Below are 19603 nucleotides of genomic sequence, written 5' to 3' on the forward strand. Positions count from 1 at the left end.
GAGCTGAGATGTCGGCAGCGTCCCCTATCAAAGGCATCCTCTTCGACAAGGACGGCACGCTGCTCGACTATGACGAGAGCTGGCTGCCGGTCAATCGCGAGCTTGCCCGCATCGCAGCCCAAGGGGATCAGCTTCTCGCCGACCGGCTGCTTTCGGCCTGCGGCATGGATCCGGTGACCGGCCATATCGTTCCCGACAGCCTGCTTGCCGCCGGCAATACCCGCCAGATCGCCGAGGGTCTGGTTGCCGCGGGTTCGATGGTCGATGTCGGCGAGTTGACGGTCCGCCTCGACGAACTCTTTTCCAGCGCTGCCGAATTTTCTGTGCCAGTGACCGACCTTGCCGGCTTCTTCGCCCGGCTGCATCGGCGCGGCTTCAAGCTCGGCGTTGCCTCCAGCGACAATGAACGGTCGATCCGCCAGACGGCGGAACGTTTCGGTTTCGCCGGCTATATCGATTACATCGCTGGCTACGACAGCGGTTTCGGCGTCAAGCCGGAGCCGGGCATGGTGCTCGGCTTCTGCGCCGCGACCGGTCTTTCGCCTGAAGAGGTCGCCATGGTCGGCGACAACAATCACGATCTGCACATGGGTCTGAATGCCGGCACCGGCCTGAGGATCGCGGTGCTGACCGGCACCGGTTCGCGGGAGACGCTTGCCGCCGCGGCCGATCACGTGCTCGACGATATCACCGCCATCGAGACCCTGCTGCCGGACCTGCAGCCGGCCTGACGGGTAAGGGCTTGCATTTTTTCAGGTTTTGGCTTCTCAATCCGGGCCGGTCGAAAAGCAGGGGACTGGCTGTGGCTAAAGCAATTCCAGCAAAAGTGCACGGCGGTTTTGCCGGGAAAAGCGCGCAGCGACTTTCCCAAGGGATTGCGTGAGAACAAGCCGGACAGGGGAGCGGGACGGCAAGATGATATCTGAAGCGCCACCGTTCTGGTGGAGGAAAGCCGATTGGCGGGCCTGGCTGCTGCTGCCGCTTTCTTTTCTCTATGGCCGTATCGCCGGCCACCGCATGGCCCATGCACGCCGCGCTTCCGTTCCCATCCCGGTTATCTGCGTCGGCAATTTCACCGTCGGCGGCGCCGGCAAGACGCCGACGGCGCTGACGATTGCCCGCGCCGCCAAGGCGAAAGGGCTGAAGCCCGGCTTTCTCAGCAGGGGTTACGGCGGCTCGCTCGATGTGACCACCGTCGTCGAACCCGATCATCACCGCGCGATTGCCGTCGGCGACGAGCCCTTGCTGCTTGCCCGGGAAGCGCTGACGGTGATTTCCCGCCGGCGCGTCGAAGGGGCTCAGCGCCTGGTGGCAGAGGGCGCCGATCTCATCATCATGGATGACGGTTTCCAGAGTGCCCGGCTGGCGATCGACTATGCCCTGCTCGTCATCGACGCGACGCGCGGCCTCGGCAACGGCCATATCGTTCCGGGTGGCCCGGTCCGCGCGCCGATCCGCCAGCAGCTGCGTTCTGCGACCGCTTTGCTGAAGGTCGGTGGCGGCAACGCCGCCGACAGGATCGTCCGCATGGCGGCACGCGCGGCAAAGCCCTATTTCACCGCATCGCTGAAAGTTCGCGGCGACAATACGCTTACCGGCACTAAGGTGCTCGCCTTTGCAGGCATTGCCGATCCCGCCAAATTCTTCCGCACGGTTGAATCGCGCGGCGCCGAGATCGTGGTCGCCAAGAGCTTCGGTGATCACGAGCACCTGACCGAGGAGGAGATCGACGACATCCTGACGACCGCTGAACGTCAAGGTCTCCTGATCGTCACCACCTCCAAGGATTTCGTCCGCCTTTCCGGCCATCACGGCAAGGCGGCGCGGCTCGTCGAAAAGAGCCGGGTGATCGAGGTCGACATGGTCTTTGAGGATCACCTCGCCCCCAGCCTCATCATCGACCGGGCGATCGCCGCCTGCCGCGAGCGGCGCCTGCGGGAAATGAAGGCCGGGGTTAAAGCAATTCCGGGAAAGGCTGAACCGCTCTAAAGCATGTCGCGCAAAAGTGTGCAGCGGTTTTGCGACAACGACATGCGTAAAAACAAAGACCTAAAGCGCGACAAGCGAATCTGAAAGATCGCGACGCGCTTTAGCGGGCTGCTGCAAAACGTCTCGTCCTGCGCACATCTGTACAGGCAACGCGATCACGCGATCGAGCGAAGCAAAGTCTCGCGGGCGGAAGTCAGATGCAACCGACATGCGCGATCGATCGAAGCGATATTACGGCTTTCCAGGGCTTCGATCAGCGCGAGATGTTCTCTGATGGCGACCTCGTTCCGCGCGCGTTCATCACGCTTGTTCCATTGATAGTGATAGTGGAAGACCATGGTTATCACGTCTTGGAAGCTTTCGATAAAGCGGTTTGGCGCGACTGCCGTAATCAGCCGGTGGAACCGGCTGTCCAGCTCCGAGAAATCCTGAAACCGGGCGTCGATATCCGCGAGCAGTTCCAAATGTGCCGCCCGCATAGCTTGGATCTGCTTCCAGACGGGCGAGCCGTCGGGCAGGGCAGCGAACAGCCGTGCGGAGCGCATTTCGAACATCTCTCTGATCTCGAACAGTTCGAGCGCGAAACTGGCTGTGAACCCCTTAAAAACCCAGCCGGCATTCTGACGCTTCTCGATCAGCCCATATTTCTGAAATCGATTGAGAAACTCCCGGACGATCGTTGTCGCGACGCCGAATTTCCGGGCTAATTCCGCCTCATTGATTTCTGTGCCCGGACAGGCATCGCCGCGCAGCATCCATTCCATGAAGCTCGTCTCGACCTGTTCCGAAATTGCCAAGGTCTCTTCCTTCGGATAGCGCTCTATCTGCCGCGGCTGCTCACCTATGATCCGCCTGTGCGCTTCAGATATGATGATCCCACGGGCGGACATCCCCGCCAGCACCTTCCGCACCGTCGTTCTGCTCACGCCGAGCTGGGCGCGCAGGACGTTTTCGGACGGCAATTCCTCCCCGAGATCGAGCGTCCGAATGATATCGATCATATCGTTGAATGCCCGTTTGAAGGTCGTATCAGTTCTCATGATTCAACTCCCGGTATGATTAACTATCCATAAAAAACAAGTTGACGTACGTGTATCATATGTTTCTTATGTATAAAAAACGGGGGAGGCTAGGGGAATTTGGAAGACTCCGGGATTCTGCCTCAGAATTCGTCGCGGCCTGGCGGTTCGCAGGATGCAACCTTCCATCCGAGACAATCTGGCATCACATTGGGGCTGAGGCTATTGAGCCTGGGCCCACTATTGATCCTCATTATGCTCATCGCCGTCGTCAGTTTGATCACGCCGGCTTTCCTAAAGCCCATGAACCTCGGGAACATCCTTGCGCAGACGGCAGTGATTGCCGTTGTCGCAATGGGGCAGCAGCTCGTTATCCTGACGCGCGGGATTGATTTGTCTGTCGGCTCGAATCTTGCGCTCGCGACAGTCATTGGCGGGCTCGTCTACCAGCAGGTTGATTCCTCGATCGTCGTCATTGTGGCCATGCTGCTTGCAGGTGCGGCTGTCGGTGCGGTCAACGGTGTGGTCTTTGTCTATGGTCGGCTGCCGCACCCTTTCATTATTACACTCGCGAGCTTGAGTATCTGCCGCGGCCTGGCACTTGCATTGGCGCCCGGCCACACAACCATGCGCGGGATGCCCGATGCAGTGACTGCGATCGGTGGCGGTACGACGCTTGGTGTGCCCAATTCCTTCTTTGTCGTTGCGATGTTCGGGTTTCTTTTTCTGATCCTGACGAAGTCGATGGTCTGTGGCCGATGGATCTATGCGGTCGGCGGCGCGCCGAATGCCGCCAGAAGCATGGGTATACCGGTAAAGGGTGTTCTGCTCGCAACCTACATTATTTGCGGCTTTTGTGCAGGTGTCGGCGCGGTGCTGCTCGCGGGACGGACCGCCGCCGCCTCGCCAATCTACGGCAATCTTTTGGAACTCGACACGATTGCTGCGGTGATTATCGGTGGCGCCAGCTTCCTTGGCGGACGAGGCCACCTCGGCCACGCCCTGATCGGCGCCGTGCTGATCGGCGTCATCCGCAACGCCCTTAACCTTCTCGGCGTCGACGTGTTCTTTCAAATGATCGCGATTGGGCTCGTCATCGTCATCGCCGTAGAGGCTGATGTGCTTCGCAATCATCTCGAGGCGCGCGCACGCGTGCTTCAATCGGCGAGAGTACAATGAACCAGGCATCCACCACACCGGCACTTTCGGTTCGAAACGCGCAGAAGCGCTTTGGCGCCATCCATGCCCTGAAAAATGTAAGCTTCGATGCCTACTCCGGTGAGGTAACCGCTCTCTTGGGTGACAACGGCGCCGGCAAGTCGACGCTCGTCAAATGCCTCAGCGGGCTTCATCGTCTCGACGAAGGAGAGATCCTCGTGGATGGTGCGCCCGTATCGCTCCATTCAACGGCCGCCGCCCGCCGCGCCGGTATTGAAACCGTCTATCAGGATCTGGCGCTTTTCGACAACCTGACCCCCGTCCAGAATTTCTATTGCGGACGAGAAATCTCTTTCCCCTCCTGGCTTCCGCTTCCGCTCCGCTTCCTCAACACGGGCGTGATGAAACGTGAGGCGGCGAGTGTCATCGATCGCCTGAAGGTTAAGCTGCCGAGATTCGACGCGCCGGTCGCGCTGATGTCTGGGGGACAGCGACAGGCGATCGCGGTCGCGCGCGCCATTGTTTTTGCGCGCAAGCTGGTGATCCTTGACGAACCAACGGCCGCCCTCGGCCTTCGCGAGTCTCGCCAGGTTCTTGACCTTATCAATCAGCTCAAAGCCGACGGCAATGCCGTGATCATCATCACGCACAATATGGAACATGTCGTCGAAATCGCCGATCGGGCGGTTGTGCTGCGGCAGGGTCGCAAGGTGGGTGAACTGAAGCCGACGCAAGCCAACAAGCAGGACCTTGTCGCGATGATTGTCGGCGCCGAGGCTTAAGGGAGATCGCTGCTTCGTTGGGGCAGCGGACAACGAGATCGCTCTAGAGGAGGGCGGTCGAAACATGGGAGGTAAACATGAAACCGCAATCCCTGCTGGGAGCTCTTGCGCTCCTGGCCGTCGCTGTAGTCCCGTCCTTGGCGCAGGAGCCGGTGAAGCTCGGCTTTATAACCAAATTCCCGGTGCCGTTCTTCGCTACAATGGAGAACGCCGCCAAAGACTATGCAAAGAGAAATCCCGGCGTCGAGATCATCTACGGGCAGGGTACGTCGGCAACCGACATCGAGGGCCAGATTGCACAGATCGAGTCGATGGTGACACGAGGCGTGCAGGGCATTGCCCTGACGCCCGTCGATCCCACCGTGTCCACTGCCCTGGACAAGGCGGTGGCGGCCGGCATCAAGGTCGTGCTGATGGATAACAATATTCCGGATTGGAACGGCAGGACGGCGCTTGCCACGACCAACAACTTCGCCGCCGGCAAAATCGCCGGCGAATATCTCAAAACTGTTCTTAAAGCCGGCGACACGCTCGGAATTCTTGAGGGTGTGCCCGGTGTGCCGGCGCTTGATGACCGTGTGACGGGCATGCTTGAAGGGCTGAAGGGACTTGATGTCGAGATCGTCGGGAAAGGCGCAACAAACTGCACCGAGGAACTCGGGATCAGTGTCGCCGAGGATCTACTGACGAAGAACCCGGACCTCAAGGCCATTTATGCCGCTTGCGGCCCGCCCGCTGCTGGCGCAGCGCGCGCCATCAAGAATGCCGGCACTGCCAATGACAAGATTGTGCTGGTCGGTTTCGACTTCTGCTGCGGCGAAGAGGAAGCGCTGAAGAGTGGGGTCGAGGATGCGTCGGTGGCACAGTTCCCCACCAAGATGGCTGAACTCGGTGTGGATGCGTTGGTAAAATCGATTCGCGGAGAGAAGGTTGAGTCTTTGATTGACTCAGGCGCTGCGCTCGTGACGCCTGAGAATATGGCGAAATTCAAGTGAACGGTTGCCCTCCGCCGACCGCATAGGCGGCGGAGGCAAACCTCACCCGGCTGTTGGGTATCGTCGAGCCCTGTGGCCCGGAGCCACGCCGGCCAGTCGATGCGAGGTTGTCCTGGACGAGCCTATGGTATTTCAAGTCGTCGGGTGACCGAATGGATATTTTCCGTGCAGCAGCTCCGGGCTGCAGACCCGGAGAACCATCTCAGCCAGAACCTCCGGCGCGATCGCAATATCTAACGCCGTTGGTTCGGCAGCACGCCGGCGCGTTTGTCGGCTTCGATCGCCGAGATCACGTCGGCATAGGGTTCCTGCCGGGCGACGCTCCAATAGCGCAACTCGTCGAGCGGGATCTGTTTTCCCGTCATCGCGCAGACGACATAGGAACCGGGCGAGAGAATCTGGAAATCGCCATCGAGATACCGGATCTTCGCTTCGCGGTTTCCATGGCCTTCGAACAAATTCATGCGCTCCGATCCCTGCAGTCTGTCATCCCTTTGCCATACTCTCGAAAGGGCTGCTTTTCCAGCTTTTTTAGCTTCTGCCGAAAAGCCGCTCGATATCGCTGAGCTTCAATTCGATATAGGTCGGCCGACCGTGATTGCACTGGCCGGAGCCGGGCGTCACTTCCATTTCCCGGAGCAGCGCGTTCATTTCCTCCGGCCGCAGCCGCCGTCCGGAGCGCACCGATCCGTGGCAGGCCATGGTCGCCGCCACATATTCGAGCTTGGCCGACAGGCCGGACGCCGTGTCCCATTCGGCGATCTCGTCGGCAAGCTGGCGGATCAGCCCATGCGCATCGACCTCGCCGAGCATCGCCGGCGTCTCACGCACGGCGATCGCCCCGGGGCCGAAACGCTCGATCGCCAGGCCAAGCTCGGAAAGCTCGGCCGCATGCTGCATCAGCCGGTCGCAATCCTCTTCCGGAATATCGATGATCTCGGGGATGAGCAGCACCTGCGAGGCCAGCCGCTTCGAATGCAGCGCCTTGCGCATCGCCTCGAAGACCAGCCGCTCATGCGCGGCATGCTGGTCGACGATGACAAGCCCATCCTCGGTCTGGGCGACGATGTAGTTTGCGTGGATCTGCGCCCGCGCCGCGCCGAGCGGATACCTCGCGGTTGGTTCGGGGGCGGCCGGCTGCGGTGAAAACTGCGGCTCGGCCCGCGCCGTCGGCATCGAAAGCCCATCGAAGGAGGCCTGTGGCCGTTCGCCGAAACTCGCTGCCGGCTGATAGGGCCGGGAGGGCGACGTCTCGGCCGACCATGCCGTTTGCGGCCGCTGGCTATTCGGCTGGAAGCCGGGGCGGAAGGAGCGCAGCATGTCGCCCGCGCCGGTCGTTGCCGCGCGGCTGCCGTCGCGCGCCAAGGCCTCGCGGATGGCGCCGACGATCAGGCCGCGCACCAGGCCAGGGTCGCGGAACCGCACGTCGGATTTTGCCGGATGCACGTTGACGTCGACGAGAGCGGGATCGAGCGTGATTGACAGCACCGCCACCGGATGGCGTCCGGATGGGATCGTCTCGGCATAGGCGCCGCGGATCGCCGAGAGGATCAGCTTGTCCTGCACCGGCCGACCGTTGACGAAGGCATATTGATGGGCGGAGTTGCCGCGATTGAAGGTCGGCACGCCGGCAAAGCCGGTCAGCGAGATCTCTTCGCGCACGGCGTCGAGCGCAATGGCGTTGTCGCGGAACTCCTTGCCGAGCACCTGCGCCATGCGCCCCAGATGATCGTCGCCGGTCGCCGGAAATTCCAGCGTCGTGCGGTCCGAGCCCGACAGCACGAAGCGCACGGCGGGAAAGGCGATCGCCATGCGCTTGACGATTTCGGTGATGGCGCCGGCCTCGGCTTTTTCCGTCTTCAGGAATTTGAGCCGGGCGGGTGTGGCGAAGAACAGGTCGCGCACTTCGACGATCGTCCCGGGATTGGCGGCAGCCGGGCGCAGATGCGCGATCTTGCCGCCGGCAACGGCAATCTCGTGGCCGCCTGCGCTGTCGCGTCTGCGGCTTGCGATGCTGAGCCTTGCGACCGAGCCGATCGAGGGCAGCGCCTCGCCGCGGAAGCCGAGCGTGCGGATATCCTCGAGCGTCTCCGAGATCTTCGAAGTGCAGTGGCGCCTGACCGCCAGTTCCAGATCGGCCGCATCCATGCCCGAGCCGTTGTCGCTGACGCGCAGCAGCGCCTTGCCGCCGCCTGACGTGGCGATTTCGATGCGCGTCGCGCCCGCGTCGAGCGCGTTTTCGATCAGTTCCTTGGCAGCGCTCGCCGGCCGTTCGATGACTTCGCCGGCGGCGATCTGGTTGATGAGCGTTTCGGAAAGCTGTCTGATGGCCATGGGCTATTTTCGGGGATTCGCGGGCCGGAGGGAAGGGGTTTCGACAGGCTTTCCGGAAACGTGATCCGGGGCTCCCCCAAATTTGGGAATAGGTAATGTTAAGCCGGTTTTAACATAAAAATGGCATTTCTAATCACATACCTCCGGAAGCTGCGAAATCGAACAGATGTGGGACGCAATAGCATGAGTGCCGGCTTCGAAAAGGCGGACACATCATCAGAAATGGATGGGTCTCCCGCCGAGGCCGATCTGCAGACGGCGCTTTTCGATGTGGTGTGCGACAGCCTTTCCGCAGCTTTCATCATCTACGACAAGAACGATCATCTGATCTTCGCAAGCCGCCAGACCCTCGAATTCTTTCCGCTGCCCGCCGAGATGCTGAAGCCGGGCACGCGGCTTCGCGATTTCCTCGGCGCGATGTACGACACCGGCATTCGCCAGCAGTATGATGTCAGGCAGGGTGGCTCGCTGAGCCGCGAAGACTGGCTGTCGCAGAAAATCGCCTCGCATTGGCGCGAGCGTTTCGACGCCGTCGAGCGCCACGGTGCCGATAGCTGGGTCCGCTTCGTCAAGCGTAGGCTGCCGGGCGGTTACGGCGTCACAATCATCTCCGACATTTCCGAGAACAAGAAGCGCGAAGAGCAATGGCGCTCCGATCTGGAGCGGGTGCAGCTCACCGAGGACATTCTCGACAATCTGCCGTTCCCGCTGTTCGTCAAGGATCGCAACCTCATCTATGTCGCGGTGAACCTTGCCTTCTGCGAGAAATATCAGACGAGCGCCGACGAAGTGCTCGGGCGCAAGAGCGGCGATCTTTTTTCAGAAGAGATCGCCAAGCGCTTCGAAGAAAGCGACCGCCATGTGCTGGAGACCGGCGAGATGTCCGTCTCCCGCCAGCGGCAGATCTCCCGCGACGGCATCGAGCGCGATATCGTCAGCCGCAAGCACCGCATCGGCAAGCCTGGTCGCTATTTCCTGGTGTCGACCATGCAGGACCTGCCGCGCGACGGCGCCGATCTCGACGAGTTCGGCCAAGCATCCGCGATCACGGCCTCCAGCAATCAAAGCTATCGCCGCGCCTATGTGCCGGTACCAAGCGGCATCGCACGGCGCGAACCGGCGGCGATGGAAGCGATCGTTCCGGAGAATTTCTCCGGTCGCAAGGTCCTCGTCGTCACTGCCGACCTCACCGCCGAGACCGCCGCGCTGCGGACGCTGACGAAATACGGCTTCGAATCCTGCTCGGTCCGGGGCGAGGATGAAGAGGAGCGGTTCCTCGAAATCGCCACTTCCTCCGGCATCTCGCTTGATCTTCTGATCATCGACAACCAGATGGGCATGCGCTGCCTCGAGCTTGCCGAGCAATACGGCATCCCGGCGCTCGTCATGGACGGTTTCCAGATCGCCAACGAGCTCACCTTCCAGATCGCCCGCCATTTCAATCGCAACAGCCGCAGCGCCGCCGGTTCGGATGCGGATTGGGAAATCAGCATTTCCGACGATCCGGTCGGCCTGCAGGTTCTCGTCGCCGAAGACAATGATATCAACCAGATCGTCTTTTCACAGATCCTCGAAGGCCTCGGCTATCGCCACATGCTTGCGGCGACCGGCGACGAGGCCGTGCGCCTATGGGCCGAGCACCGGCCGCAGATCGTGCTGATGGATATTTCCCTGCCGGGTTTCAACGGCTTCGAGGCCGCGCGCCTCATCCGGCAGATGGAGGAAACCGGCGGTGGCAACCGCACCCCGATCATCGGCGTGCTCACCCAGGCCTTCGAGCGTGACCGCGCCGAATGCGTCAAATCAGGCATGGACGACGTCATCATGAAACCCGTCAGCCCTGATATGCTTGAGACTATATTTCAGAAATATCTAATGAATGAGGCCATGCGGGCCCGAAGCTGAAGCATGTCGCGCAAAAGTGTGTGGACGCCAAAATACCCGTCAACTCCCTAGATTTTGGGGAGGTTCAAGCGCCTATGCCGCTGATTTACTATCGAATTGTTAAGACCTGCCGGTCATTCTTCTGCATGGCTCCGGAGGAAAGCTCGGGTTTTGGATGATGAAATCGGCGGACATAGCTTTCTTGACCGTCGGTCAGAATGAGCTTCAGGCGATGGCCTATACCGATCCGCTGACCGGATTGGGCAACCGCAATCGCATGCGGGACAAGGTCTTGCAGATCTCCGCTGAGCGCGCCAACGATCCGGCCCCCTTCACCATCGGCATCGTCAACCTCGACAGTTTCAAGCCGATCAACGATCTGTTCGGCTCGACAGCCGGGGATGAAATCCTCTGCCAGGTCGCCCATCGTCTCAGGGCCTGCATTCCTGATGGCGCGCTGGTCACCCGCCACGATGGCGACGAATTCGCCTTCGTGCTGCCGTTGATCTTCGAGCGGGCGAGTGCCGAGAAATTCGGCCAGATGATCCGCGAGGTGCTGTCGGCGCCTTATGACCTCGGTGACCGCAACGTCCGCCTCTCCGCCTCACTCGGCTTTTCCATCTATCCCTTCGCCGGAGAGGATTGCGAGGAACTGCTGAAGAGCGCCGAAACCGCCCTCTACCGTTCCAAGCGCCGCGGCCGCGGCCAGATCACCGTCTATTCGCGCGAGATCGCCCAGGAAATGAAGCGTGCGACGCAGCTGGAGCAGGCGCTCAGAAATGCCATCATCTCCGACGCGATCGATGTGCATTTCCAACCGATCGTCTCGCTGTCCAACAATCAGGTCGTTGGCTTCGAGGCGCTCGCCCGGTGGAACGATCCCGATCTCGGCTTCGTGTCGCCCGGCGTCTTCGTGCCGCTCGCCGAAGAGCGCGGCTTCATCGACGCGCTGTCGGAGGCGCTGCTGCGCAAAGCCGCGGAAGCCGCACTTTCCTGGCCGCGCGAACTTTTCCTGTCGTTCAATCTCTCCTCGGCCCAACTGATGGATCCGGGCACGAGCAGCAGCGTCCTGTCGATCCTCGGCCGCGTCGGCTTCGATCCGCATCGCCTGGAGCTGGAAATCACCGAGACGGCGGTGATGAGTTCAGCCGATACCGCTCACCGCATCATCGCCGATCTGCGCGCCGCCGGTGTGCGCATCTCGCTCGACGATTTCGGCACCGGTCAGTCGAGCCTCGGGCGCCTGCGCGACTTCATCTTCGACAAGATCAAGATCGACCGCGCCTTCGTCTCGCGCATCAATTCCGATCGCGCCTCCGAACACATCATCAAGGCGATCCTTACCATGTGCGAGGGCTTGGAGCTGGAAGTCGTGGCGGAAGGCATCGAGGATTATGCCGAGGCCGTGAAGTTGCGCACGCTCGGCTGCGGCATGGGCCAGGGCTATCACTTCGGCCGTCCGGCCGACGGTATCGCCACGCTGCGCTTCCTGCACGAAAACTATTACGATCCGACCATGGCGGAGCGGGCCAGCGCATAAAGCGATGGCGCCTCATAAAACGATGGCGCCCCTGGGAGCGCCATCGCCTACGCTATACTACCGCGCACGGATTACTTAGGCGTGGTCGAGCCGGTCGCCGTGGTATCGGTACCGGTCGCAGCCGGAGCCTTTTCGGCCGACTGCATCGCCAGCGTCTTGAACTCAGGTGCGGCCTTCAGCGATTCAGCCGTTTCACTGGTCGTCAGCTTGACGCTGCCGTCCTGGGTGTTCTGCGCGACGGTGATCTTTTCCATCGGCACGGCGACGTTCTTTTCACCGATGCCGAGGAAGCCGCCGACGCCAACGATTGCGGCAACCATGCCGCCATCCTTCTTGAGGATCAGATCGTTGACGCTGCCGATGCTTTCATTGCTGCCGTTATAGACCGATTGGCCGATATAGGTGTTGGCGCTGACCTGGTCCGGAGACTGCTCGGTCAGATAGCCGGCCTGAGCCGTATCTGCCGTCGGTGCTGCGGCCGGAGCCTGTGCGGCATCGCCTGCGGGCTTGGTGACGTCAGGCGTCATCGGCTTCGGTGCTGCCGGATCGGCGGGAGCCGCCTGGGTCGGAGCGGCAGGGTCCGCAGGCTGCGGTGCCGTCTGCGAGAATGCCGCCGGTGCGAAAGCCGTGGCAAACAGGGCGCCAGCGGCAACGGTCGTCAAGAGTTTGCGTGTCATTTCGAACCTACCTTCGTTTTTTCTAGTGATCGCTGACCCGGCAACACCTGAGTCTCAGGTCTCGTTACCGCGGCAGTTCGAAGGGAAAATGACTGGTGGAGTGATTGGTTCCGGTTGAAAACACGGAAAATTTCTCGATTTTCACGGAACATTTATCGATGAGTGGCCACCAAAACAAGAAAAAGCGCCCCGGTGGGGAGCGCTCTGATCACCGATGGCCAGCAAAAATCAGATCACATAGACGGGATCGAACACGCCTTTGACGTCGATGCCGAGTTCCAGAAGCGCGCCGGCACTGGGCTGCGCCGACCGCGCATCCTCGTCGAGCCCTTCCCAGGCGGTCGTCACTGCGAGCCGGTCGGCATTGACGCCGATGAAGGCAGGGCAGGACGGCTGGACGGCAGGAACCATATAGCGCGAGATGCGCAGGCCGTCCGGACTGTAGCGATCGACGACGCCGGCGCCCCAGCGCGCATTCCACAGATAGCCGTCGGCATCGACCACCGAGCCGTCGATGCTGCCCGGGTCGTCCATGCTGTCGACGAGCACGATCGGCTCGCCCGAGGGCAGGCCGGTCAACGGATCGACCATGACGCGCATCAGCCGGTTGATGCGGGAATCCGTATAATAGCCGACCGTGCCGTCAGGCGAGAAGCAGATCGAATTCGGGATGCTGATGCCGTTGAAGATCTTCGTCACCTTGCCGCTGGCGACATGGTAGATGGCGCCGGCCTGGTTTTCCGCCCGCTTGCTCATCGTGCCGATCCAGAGCGCACCCGAAGGATGCGTGCGGCCGTCGTTCGAACGGTTTTCGGGCCTGTCGTTTTCGAGCGCGGCGTAGAAGGTGAGGTTGCCGCTCGCCACATCGCGCACGAAAAGCCCTTCTTCCGTCGCGATCAGCTGCCGCCCGGCGTCGATGCGGGCAAGCACGCTCGCCATCACAGGCAGCGGATGCACCTTTTTCGCGCCCGTCGAAAGATGGAGCTCGTGCAATTCCTTGCCGAGGATGTTGAACCACCAGACGGTATTGCTGTCCGGATCATAGGTCGGGCCTTCACCGAGAACGGAATTGGTATTGCAAAGTGTTTTGCCCTCGAACTCATAAATATCGGTCATACGTTCACGCTCCCAATGGCTGCATCATAGGCGTAAATGGTCGCCTTGGCGCGCTCGGCAACCTCTGACGCGGTCATTCCTGGCTTGTAGATGCTGGTGCCGAGGCCGAAGGCGAAGATGCCGGCCTTGGTGTAATCGCCGAAGTTCTTGTCCGAGACACCGCCGACGGCGGCAATCGTGAGCTCAGGCGGCAGGATTGCCCGGATCGCCGTGATGCCGGGAGGGCCGAGCACGCTGGCCGGAAAGAATTTGAGACCGGTGGCCCCGGCCCGCGCCGCCGCCAGCGCCTCGGTCGGCGTAAAGACGCCCGGCATCGTCACCATGCCGTATTCGCGCGCCCGGATGATCACCTCCGGCTCGACATTCGGGGTAACGAGCAGCTTGCCGCCGGCCGCATGCAGACTGTCGACCGCCTCGACGCTCAGCACTGTGCCGGCGCCGATCAGCACTTCGGCCGGCGCCATCTTCGCGGCGATCTCGATGGATTTGAACGGTTCCGGCGAGTTGAGCGGGATCTCGATCGCCGTCAGGCCATTTTCGATCAAAGCGCCGACGACGCTTTCGGTCTCGTCGGGCCGGATGCCGCGAAGGATGGCGATCAGCGGGCGCTTCATGTCGGGGAAGGGGATACGGTTCATCGTGTCAGCTTTCTCAATTCGGCCAGATGGCTTCGGCGGCAGCCGAAAGCCCGCGCCGCACGGCGGCGTCGGCGTCGATGGCGGTGAAGGCAAGGGAGAGGGTTCTGAAGGCCTGTTCGTAGAGCGCCTGCAGGCGCCCGGAGGCGACGAGGGTGATGGTGGTGCCGTTTGCCGCATCCTGCAGCGCCCCGGCGATTTCGAGGCCGATCAGCGTACCGGAAAGCCGGGCTTGCGCGGCAGCGGCAGAAATCCCGTGCAGGAGCTGGCCGGAACGGGCGGCAAAGAGCAGGTTGGAGGCATGGGCCGGGCGTGCGAAAGCGGCCGAGACCGCCGCCTCGAAGGCTACCGCATCCACCGGCTGTTCTTCCGCGCCGGCCACGGCATGCGAAAGGATCGTGTGCTTGCTGATGACGTCGAAAAGCTCGCCGGTCATGAAGGTCGAGAAGCCGGTTACCTTGCTGTCCGTCACATGCACCCATTTTGAATGGGTGCCGGGCATGCAGACAGCCTGCGCGCCCGAGCTCGCGCGGCCGAGCGCGCCGAGAAGCTGGGTTTCCTCGCCGCGCATGACGTCGGGCCTCGCCATGTCCCGCTGGGCAAGGCCCGGCAGAATGCGAATGTCGCGGCTTTCCCCGGGCACGGAGACCGCCCCGGTCAGGATCGAGGCGAGCGGCGCCGGCACGTCGATATAACCGGCCTCGACCCAGCCTTGCCTGGCGCCGGCCATGCCGCAGACGATCACCGGCAGGTTTTCCGGCGCCTCGATGGCGGCGAGATGGCCGGCAAGCACGGCGGAAAAGCCGGTCTTTGCGGCGCTCGTCATGCCTTCGCCGCTGCGGCGCTCGGCAAGGACGGTGCCGTCCCGACCGATCAGCCAGAGCCGGAAGCTGCTGGTGCCCCAGTCCACCGCGACATAAGCGGGATTAGCCATTACAGAACGCCTCCATCGACAATCAGGGACTGGGCCGTCATCGCCGCCGCACAGTCGGATGCAAGAAACAGGCAGGGACCGACGATCGCATCGGGTTTGAGCGCGACCTTCAGGCATTGGTCCTCGACCGAGCGCGCAATGCTCTCCTCGGTGAGCCAGTGCTGCATCTGCCGCTCGGTGACGACCATGCCGGGCAGGATGCAGTTGACCCGGATGTTCTCCGGTCCGAGCCTGCCCGCCAAGCTCTTCGTCAGCCCGACGACCGCAGCCTTGGCTGCCGCATAGGCGGGAAAGCCGCCCATGTTCAGCTTGAAGGCGATTGACGACATATTGATGATCGCCCCGCCGCCGGCCGTCCGCATCGACGGCACGACTGCCTGCGAGGTGAAGAATACATGCCGCAGGTTGACCGCCTGGTTGTTGTCCCAATAGGCCTCGGTCACATCGTCGAATTCATGGCGGTCGTCCCAGGCGGCATTGTTGACCAGCACGCGGATCGGCCCCGAGTTGGCAATGACAATATTGACCGTGCGCCGGATCGCCTCGATGTCGCGCAGATCGGCATGGTAAAAGGAGACCGGATGGGCCGTCTCCCGCGACAGCCTTTCGGCGAGCTCGCGGCCGGCGGCCTCGGCGATATCGATGAACGAGACCTTGGCGCCCTGGCGCGCGAAACCTTCGACGATCGCAGCACCGATGCCCGATCCGCCGCCGGTCACCAGCACGGCTCGGTCTTTGAATTCGGGAAATTGTGCTGCCATCATGGTCACCGTCGCCTCCCGACTTAAATGTTCCATTATTTGGAACTGAATTTGACTATATGGAATTATCCAATTACACTGCCCTTTCTGTCAAGGGCGGACGAGGCGATGAATTCAAACGGCGAAAGCACAGCACAGGCGCGCGAGACCGGCACGCTCGGCAAACTGATGGTTCTGCTCGATCTCGTCACCCATGCGGATGCGCCGCTGCGTTTCACCGATCTCCTGGGCCTTGCCAGCCAGCCGCGCGGCACGCTGCATCGCCAGCTCACCCATCTGGTGGAGGAGGGGCTGCTCGAGCTCGATGGCGACGGCCGTTATGCGCCCGGCCTGCGCCTGCTCGATTTCGCCGCGCGCAGCTGGGCGCGCAACGAGTTCCGCCTGATTGCCGAACCGCACCTCAGAGATCTGCAGCAGGCGACGGGTGAGACGGTGCATCTCGGCGTTCTCAGAGGCCAGTCGATCATCTATCTCGACAAGGTCGAAGGCCGTCAACCGGTGCGCATGTATTCGCAGATCGGCAATGCCTCGCCCTGTTATTGCACCGGCGTCGGCAAGGCCGCCCTTTCGCTGCTGCCGGCCGAAAGCCTCGTCGAACTGCTTGCCGGCCTGATCTTCACCAGCTTTACCGCCTCGACCCATGTCTCTGCCGAAACCCTGCTTGCCGAAATCCGCGAGATTGCCGATCAGGGCTATGCTTTCGACCGCGAAGAGCATGAGGCCGGCATCCGCTGCGTTGCCGCACCCGTCTGGTCGGAGGATCGGACCTTTATGGGTGGCATTTCGATTACCGGTCCGGCCTATCGGTTGTCGATGGAACTTCTGCACCAATGGTCCGTTCCGGTTCAGCTGGCGGCTGGGAGGATCATGGAAGGTATGCGCGTTCGTCTCGGTCCGCGCCGCTGAGGGAAAATTGCAATCGGCCCGCTGCTGGACGCAATCGCAGAGCATGCTTATGATGAGCGCGATATTGAGATTTGCCGACGAATCACCACAACTACAACGGTCCGCGAAATCTACAACAAGTCACCGGCCGAACGCTCAACGCTGAAGCCGTTTCCAACCAGCGATCGTCGTTCCCCGATGCATTCGAAACCCCCATGGCGGGCAGGTTTCGCAAACGGTTTGCCGGCCGCTGTGCCGAAGATGAAGAAATGTGATGGCACCCTTGTCGCAAACATCCACGGAAGAAGACGATTATGTTCAGGAAATAGCGGGCCTGAAGACCCAGTTCGATATTTTCCGTTTCATGAAACGGGTGACGGAAGCCTATCGCAGCCGTGCCTTCATGGTTCTCAACCTGCCGCCGATCACCTCCTTCGATCTTCAGGGCAGCACCGTCATCACCAGCTGGCCGGCCGAGCTTCTGGCGCTCTACGACCAGGAAGGCCTGATGGTGAACAGCCCGGTCCTCAGGCGGCTGAGAACATCCGCGCGGCCCTTCTTCTACGACATGTCCCGCCAGAACTGGTCGCGGGACGACGGCAAGTCCATTCTCGTCGCCTCCCTGTTCGAACGTTTCAAGATGATGCGCTGCGCCTATTTCCCGACGCATGAGCCCTCCGGCCTGCGCGGCGCCATCTCTTTCGCCGGCGACCGCGAACCCTTCAGCCCGGCTGAGATGCGCGAGCTCTGCTACATCTCCATCCATGTCTTCGACAGGCTTGCCGAGATCCGCAACCTCGATACGCGCATGACGGACACGCTGACCGACCGCGAGATCGATTGCCTCAACTGGACGGCGGCCGGCAAGACCAGTGCCGAAATCGCCGAAATCCTCACCCTGTCCGAGCATACGGTCAATCACTACCTCAACCGTGCCACCAAGAAGCTCGACACGGTCAACCGCACCCAGGCCGTCGCCAAGGCGTTGCGCATCGGCCTGATCAAATAAGTTGCAAAAAACAACCGACTGCTTTCGAAGCCGCCCAGCGCATAGGCAAGTCCTTCCCGTTGGAAGCCTGTCCCGAGCGCTTTTGCGCTGTTTTTCCTAATTTTCCATCTGGCACGCTTTCTGCATCTCTTGTGCGAGAGGTCCAGAGGGGACTTTGAGACCAGCGCCAGGAAATGGCGCGGCCGACACACCGCTGCCCGACGCCGATGCCGCTTTCTCCCGGCTCTTCGGTGTCGGCGGCGGTTGTTGCGTTTTGGCACCGCTTCTTTCCCGGCTGTTCGCGATTTAGTCTTCCCAGTTCACTTTTCGCTGGCCTTTTGCTCGGCTTGCTCTAGTTCGCCCCGGATTGCGCCGGTTCTCGGGGAGACCGTTGCGGCCATCAGGGCGAAAGCCCGGCGGACTTGATGGCCGCAACGGATTGCCAAGTCTCCCCGGCGCTCTTTTGGCGCGCCGGATTTTCCTCCCGTTGATTTTGTTTGGCGAAGGCTTCCGTCTCCACTATTTGTGATCTGCAAGCAGCAGTGAGGGTGGAATGGCCGACGTTACCAAGGAACAGGTTCTCGAAACGCTGAAGACCGTGCGTGGACCCGATCTCGAGCACGATATCGTCGAGCTCGGCATGGTCTCCGACGTCTTCATTTCCGACGGCAAGGTTTATTTCTCCATCACCGTCCCGGCCGATCGCGCCAAGGAGCTGGAGCCGATGCGGCTCGCCGCCGAGCGCGTCATCAAGGAAATGCCGGGCGTCAAGGGTGCCCTCGTCACACTGACCGCCGACAAGAAGGCCGCCGCCGCTCCGGCTGCCCGGCCGAACCCGCCTCACGGCCATGCCGGCCACGATCACCAACATGATCATGCGGGCCATGCCCACGCGCCTCAACAACCGCCGCGCGCCGGCAAGATCGGCGTGCCCGGCATCGGTGCCATCATTGCCGTCGCCTCGGGCAAGGGTGGGGTCGGCAAGTCGACCACCGCAGTCAATCTCGCACTCGGCCTGCTCGCCAACGGTCTTCGTGTCGGCATTCTCGATGCCGATATCTATGGTCCCTCGATGCCGCGGCTGCTGAAGATATCCGGCCGCCCGACGCAGATCGACGGCCGCATCATCAATCCGATGGAGAATTATGGCCTCAAAGTCATGTCGATGGGCTTCCTTGTCGACGAGGAGACGGCGATGATCTGGCGCGGGCCGATGGTCCAGTCGGCGCTGCTGCAGATGTTGCGCGAAGTCGCCTGGGGCGAGCTCGACGTCCTCGTCGTCGACATGCCGCCCGGCACCGGCGACGCGCAGCTGACCATGGCCCAGCAGGTGCCGCTTGCCGGCGCCGTCATCGTCTCCACACCGCAGGATCTCGCTCTGATCGATGCCCGCAAGGGCCTTAACATGTTCCGCAAGGTCGAGGTGCCTGTGCTCGGCATCGTCGAGAATATGAGCTATTTCATCGCCCCGGATACCGGCACCCGCTACGACATCTTCGGCCATGGCGGCGCCCGCAAGGAGGCCGAGCGCATCGGCGTGCCCTTCCTCGGCGAAGTGCCGCTGACGATGAACATTCGCGAAACCTCCGACGCCGGCACGCCGCTTGTCGCCTCCGAGCCGAACGGCGTCGTCGCAGGCATCTATCGCGGCATCGCCACCAAGGTCTGGGAACAGATCGCCGGTCAGTCCCAGCGTCCGGCACCGACAATCGTCTTCGAATAATGCATGTCGCCCGGAAGCGTGCCGCGGTTCCGGGATAACGACATGCATAAAACAAAATACATGTCGCCCGGAAGTGTGCCGCGGTTCCGGGACAACGGCATGCATGATACAAAGAGCTGAAGCGCATCGTATGGATCACCTGCGATGCGCGGCATTTTAGAGGGCGCCGAATCACCCCGGCGG

18 protein-coding genes are annotated in these 19603 nt (G+C 61.7%); 10 read left to right on the forward strand and 8 right to left on the reverse strand.

Going from position 1 to position 19603, the window contains the following annotated elements:
• Positions 1–8: 8 nt before the first annotated feature.
• Together HX898_RS12150 and lpxK are read left to right on the forward strand one after the other, a co-directional pair.
• A complete protein-coding gene (locus HX898_RS12150) occupies positions 9–731 on the forward strand; it encodes an HAD family hydrolase (protein WP_171599081.1) in 723 nt (240 codons plus the stop codon).
• A gap of 184 nt (positions 732–915) precedes the next feature.
• Positions 916–1989 carry a tetraacyldisaccharide 4'-kinase gene (lpxK, locus tag HX898_RS12155; protein WP_180194752.1) on the forward strand — a complete coding sequence of 358 codons (1074 nt, stop codon included), beginning with the start codon at positions 916–918 and terminating at the stop codon, positions 1987–1989.
• A gap of 155 nt (positions 1990–2144) precedes the next feature.
• Here lpxK and HX898_RS12160 read toward each other — a convergent pair whose 3' ends face one another.
• Positions 2145–3029: a GntR family transcriptional regulator gene (locus HX898_RS12160; RefSeq protein WP_138328898.1), complete on the reverse strand. Its 885-nt coding sequence runs from the start codon at positions 3027–3029 to the stop codon at positions 2145–2147.
• A 99-nt stretch (positions 3030–3128) separates the two neighbouring features.
• Between HX898_RS12160 and HX898_RS12165 the strand changes: the two genes are divergently transcribed.
• The 3 genes from HX898_RS12165 to HX898_RS12175 all read left to right on the forward strand — a co-directional run bounded on the left by HX898_RS12165 (position 3129) and on the right by HX898_RS12175 (position 5943).
• Entirely contained in the window at positions 3129–4187 is a 1059-nt protein-coding gene (locus HX898_RS12165) for an ABC transporter permease (RefSeq protein ID WP_171599084.1), read from the forward strand.
• Positions 4184–4948 carry an ATP-binding cassette domain-containing protein gene (locus HX898_RS12170; RefSeq protein ID WP_180194753.1) on the forward strand — a complete coding sequence of 255 codons (765 nt, stop codon included), beginning with the start codon at positions 4184–4186 and terminating at the stop codon, positions 4946–4948. The genes HX898_RS12165 and HX898_RS12170 overlap by 4 nt, the downstream gene beginning before the upstream one ends.
• Positions 4949–5025: 77 nt before the next feature.
• The gene (locus tag HX898_RS12175; protein WP_138328895.1) at positions 5026–5943 is read left to right on the forward strand and encodes a sugar ABC transporter substrate-binding protein; all 918 of its coding nucleotides are present in this window, start codon (positions 5026–5028) and stop codon (positions 5941–5943) included.
• 233 nt (positions 5944–6176) lie between these two features.
• Here the strand turns inward: HX898_RS12175 and HX898_RS12180 are convergent, their stop codons facing one another.
• A complete protein-coding gene (locus tag HX898_RS12180; protein WP_003588271.1) occupies positions 6177–6407 on the reverse strand; it encodes a DUF2093 domain-containing protein in 231 nt (76 codons plus the stop codon).
• 67 nt (positions 6408–6474) lie between these two features.
• A complete protein-coding gene (gene mutL / locus HX898_RS12185; protein ID WP_138328894.1) occupies positions 6475–8277 on the reverse strand; it encodes a DNA mismatch repair endonuclease MutL in 1803 nt (600 codons plus the stop codon).
• A gap of 183 nt (positions 8278–8460) precedes the next feature.
• Between mutL and HX898_RS12190 the strand changes: the two genes are divergently transcribed.
• Together HX898_RS12190 and HX898_RS12195 are read left to right on the forward strand one after the other, a co-directional pair.
• A complete protein-coding gene (locus HX898_RS12190) occupies positions 8461–10182 on the forward strand; it encodes a response regulator (protein ID WP_180194754.1) in 1722 nt (573 codons plus the stop codon).
• 154 nt (positions 10183–10336) lie between these two features.
• Positions 10337–11701 (forward strand): EAL domain-containing protein, encoded by a 1365-nt coding sequence (locus HX898_RS12195; protein ID WP_138328892.1) that lies wholly within the window; start codon positions 10337–10339, stop codon positions 11699–11701.
• A gap of 71 nt (positions 11702–11772) precedes the next feature.
• Here HX898_RS12195 and HX898_RS12200 read toward each other — a convergent pair whose 3' ends face one another.
• The 5 genes from HX898_RS12200 to HX898_RS12220 all read right to left on the reverse strand — a co-directional run bounded on the left by HX898_RS12200 (position 11773) and on the right by HX898_RS12220 (position 15824).
• The gene (locus tag HX898_RS12200) at positions 11773–12378 is read right to left on the reverse strand and encodes a PRC-barrel domain-containing protein (protein ID WP_138328891.1); all 606 of its coding nucleotides are present in this window, start codon (positions 12376–12378) and stop codon (positions 11773–11775) included.
• A 228-nt stretch (positions 12379–12606) separates the two neighbouring features.
• The gene (locus tag HX898_RS12205) at positions 12607–13494 is read right to left on the reverse strand and encodes an SMP-30/gluconolactonase/LRE family protein (RefSeq protein ID WP_138328890.1); all 888 of its coding nucleotides are present in this window, start codon (positions 13492–13494) and stop codon (positions 12607–12609) included.
• The gene (locus HX898_RS12210; protein WP_138390673.1) at positions 13491–14132 is read right to left on the reverse strand and encodes a 2-dehydro-3-deoxy-6-phosphogalactonate aldolase; all 642 of its coding nucleotides are present in this window, start codon (positions 14130–14132) and stop codon (positions 13491–13493) included. The genes HX898_RS12205 and HX898_RS12210 overlap by 4 nt, the downstream gene beginning before the upstream one ends.
• A gap of 13 nt (positions 14133–14145) precedes the next feature.
• The gene (locus HX898_RS12215) at positions 14146–15063 is read right to left on the reverse strand and encodes a 2-dehydro-3-deoxygalactonokinase (RefSeq protein WP_138390672.1); all 918 of its coding nucleotides are present in this window, start codon (positions 15061–15063) and stop codon (positions 14146–14148) included.
• Positions 15063–15824: an SDR family oxidoreductase gene (locus HX898_RS12220; RefSeq protein ID WP_138390734.1), complete on the reverse strand. Its 762-nt coding sequence runs from the start codon at positions 15822–15824 to the stop codon at positions 15063–15065. Before HX898_RS12220 ends, HX898_RS12215 begins: the two co-directional genes overlap by 1 nt.
• A gap of 108 nt (positions 15825–15932) precedes the next feature.
• On the opposite strand from HX898_RS12220, the gene HX898_RS12225 reads away from it, so the two are divergent.
• From HX898_RS12225 to HX898_RS12235, 3 genes are all read left to right on the forward strand, one after another.
• A complete protein-coding gene (locus HX898_RS12225) occupies positions 15933–16730 on the forward strand; it encodes an IclR family transcriptional regulator (RefSeq protein ID WP_138390671.1) in 798 nt (265 codons plus the stop codon).
• A gap of 253 nt (positions 16731–16983) precedes the next feature.
• Positions 16984–17718, forward strand: coding sequence for a LuxR family transcriptional regulator (locus HX898_RS12230; protein WP_138390670.1), 735 nt, complete (start codon positions 16984–16986; stop codon positions 17716–17718).
• 532 nt (positions 17719–18250) lie between these two features.
• Entirely contained in the window at positions 18251–19420 is a 1170-nt protein-coding gene (locus tag HX898_RS12235) for an Mrp/NBP35 family ATP-binding protein (RefSeq protein WP_138390669.1), read from the forward strand.
• Positions 19421–19603: the final 183 nt, after the last annotated feature.

It is taken from the genome of Rhizobium sp. WYCCWR 11128 (assembly GCF_013416305.1).
GTDB lineage: Bacteria > Pseudomonadota > Alphaproteobacteria > Rhizobiales > Rhizobiaceae > Rhizobium > Rhizobium indicum.

Excerpts from the sequence above, each read along its gene's own strand:
- HX898_RS12200 (WP_138328891.1), bottom strand. The coding sequence starts at position 12,378 with ATGACACGCAAACTCTTGACGACCGTTGCCGCTGGCGCCCTGTTTGCC.
- lpxK (WP_180194752.1), top strand. The coding sequence starts at position 916 with ATGATATCTGAAGCGCCACCGTTCTGGTGGAGGAAAGCCGATTGGCGG.
- HX898_RS12225 (WP_138390671.1), top strand. The coding sequence starts at position 15,933 with ATGAATTCAAACGGCGAAAGCACAGCACAGGCGCGCGAGACCGGCACG.
- HX898_RS12150 (WP_171599081.1), top strand. The coding sequence starts at position 9 with ATGTCGGCAGCGTCCCCTATCAAAGGCATCCTCTTCGACAAGGACGGC.
- HX898_RS12230 (WP_138390670.1), top strand. The coding sequence starts at position 16,984 with ATGGCACCCTTGTCGCAAACATCCACGGAAGAAGACGATTATGTTCAG.
- HX898_RS12195 (WP_138328892.1), top strand. The coding sequence starts at position 10,337 with ATGATGAAATCGGCGGACATAGCTTTCTTGACCGTCGGTCAGAATGAG.
- HX898_RS12235 (WP_138390669.1), top strand. The coding sequence starts at position 18,251 with ATGGCCGACGTTACCAAGGAACAGGTTCTCGAAACGCTGAAGACCGTG.
- HX898_RS12205 (WP_138328890.1), bottom strand. The coding sequence starts at position 13,494 with ATGACCGATATTTATGAGTTCGAGGGCAAAACACTTTGCAATACCAAT.
- HX898_RS12170 (WP_180194753.1), top strand. The coding sequence starts at position 4,184 with ATGAACCAGGCATCCACCACACCGGCACTTTCGGTTCGAAACGCGCAG.
- HX898_RS12210 (WP_138390673.1), bottom strand. The coding sequence starts at position 14,132 with ATGAACCGTATCCCCTTCCCCGACATGAAGCGCCCGCTGATCGCCATC.
- HX898_RS12220 (WP_138390734.1), bottom strand. The coding sequence starts at position 15,824 with ATGGCAGCACAATTTCCCGAATTCAAAGACCGAGCCGTGCTGGTGACC.
- HX898_RS12180 (WP_003588271.1), bottom strand. The coding sequence starts at position 6,407 with ATGAATTTGTTCGAAGGCCATGGAAACCGCGAAGCGAAGATCCGGTAT.
- HX898_RS12190 (WP_180194754.1), top strand. The coding sequence starts at position 8,461 with ATGAGTGCCGGCTTCGAAAAGGCGGACACATCATCAGAAATGGATGGG.
- HX898_RS12175 (WP_138328895.1), top strand. The coding sequence starts at position 5,026 with ATGAAACCGCAATCCCTGCTGGGAGCTCTTGCGCTCCTGGCCGTCGCT.
- HX898_RS12215 (WP_138390672.1), bottom strand. The coding sequence starts at position 15,063 with ATGGCTAATCCCGCTTATGTCGCGGTGGACTGGGGCACCAGCAGCTTC.
- HX898_RS12160 (WP_138328898.1), bottom strand. The coding sequence starts at position 3,029 with ATGAGAACTGATACGACCTTCAAACGGGCATTCAACGATATGATCGAT.
- mutL (WP_138328894.1), bottom strand. The coding sequence starts at position 8,277 with ATGGCCATCAGACAGCTTTCCGAAACGCTCATCAACCAGATCGCCGCC.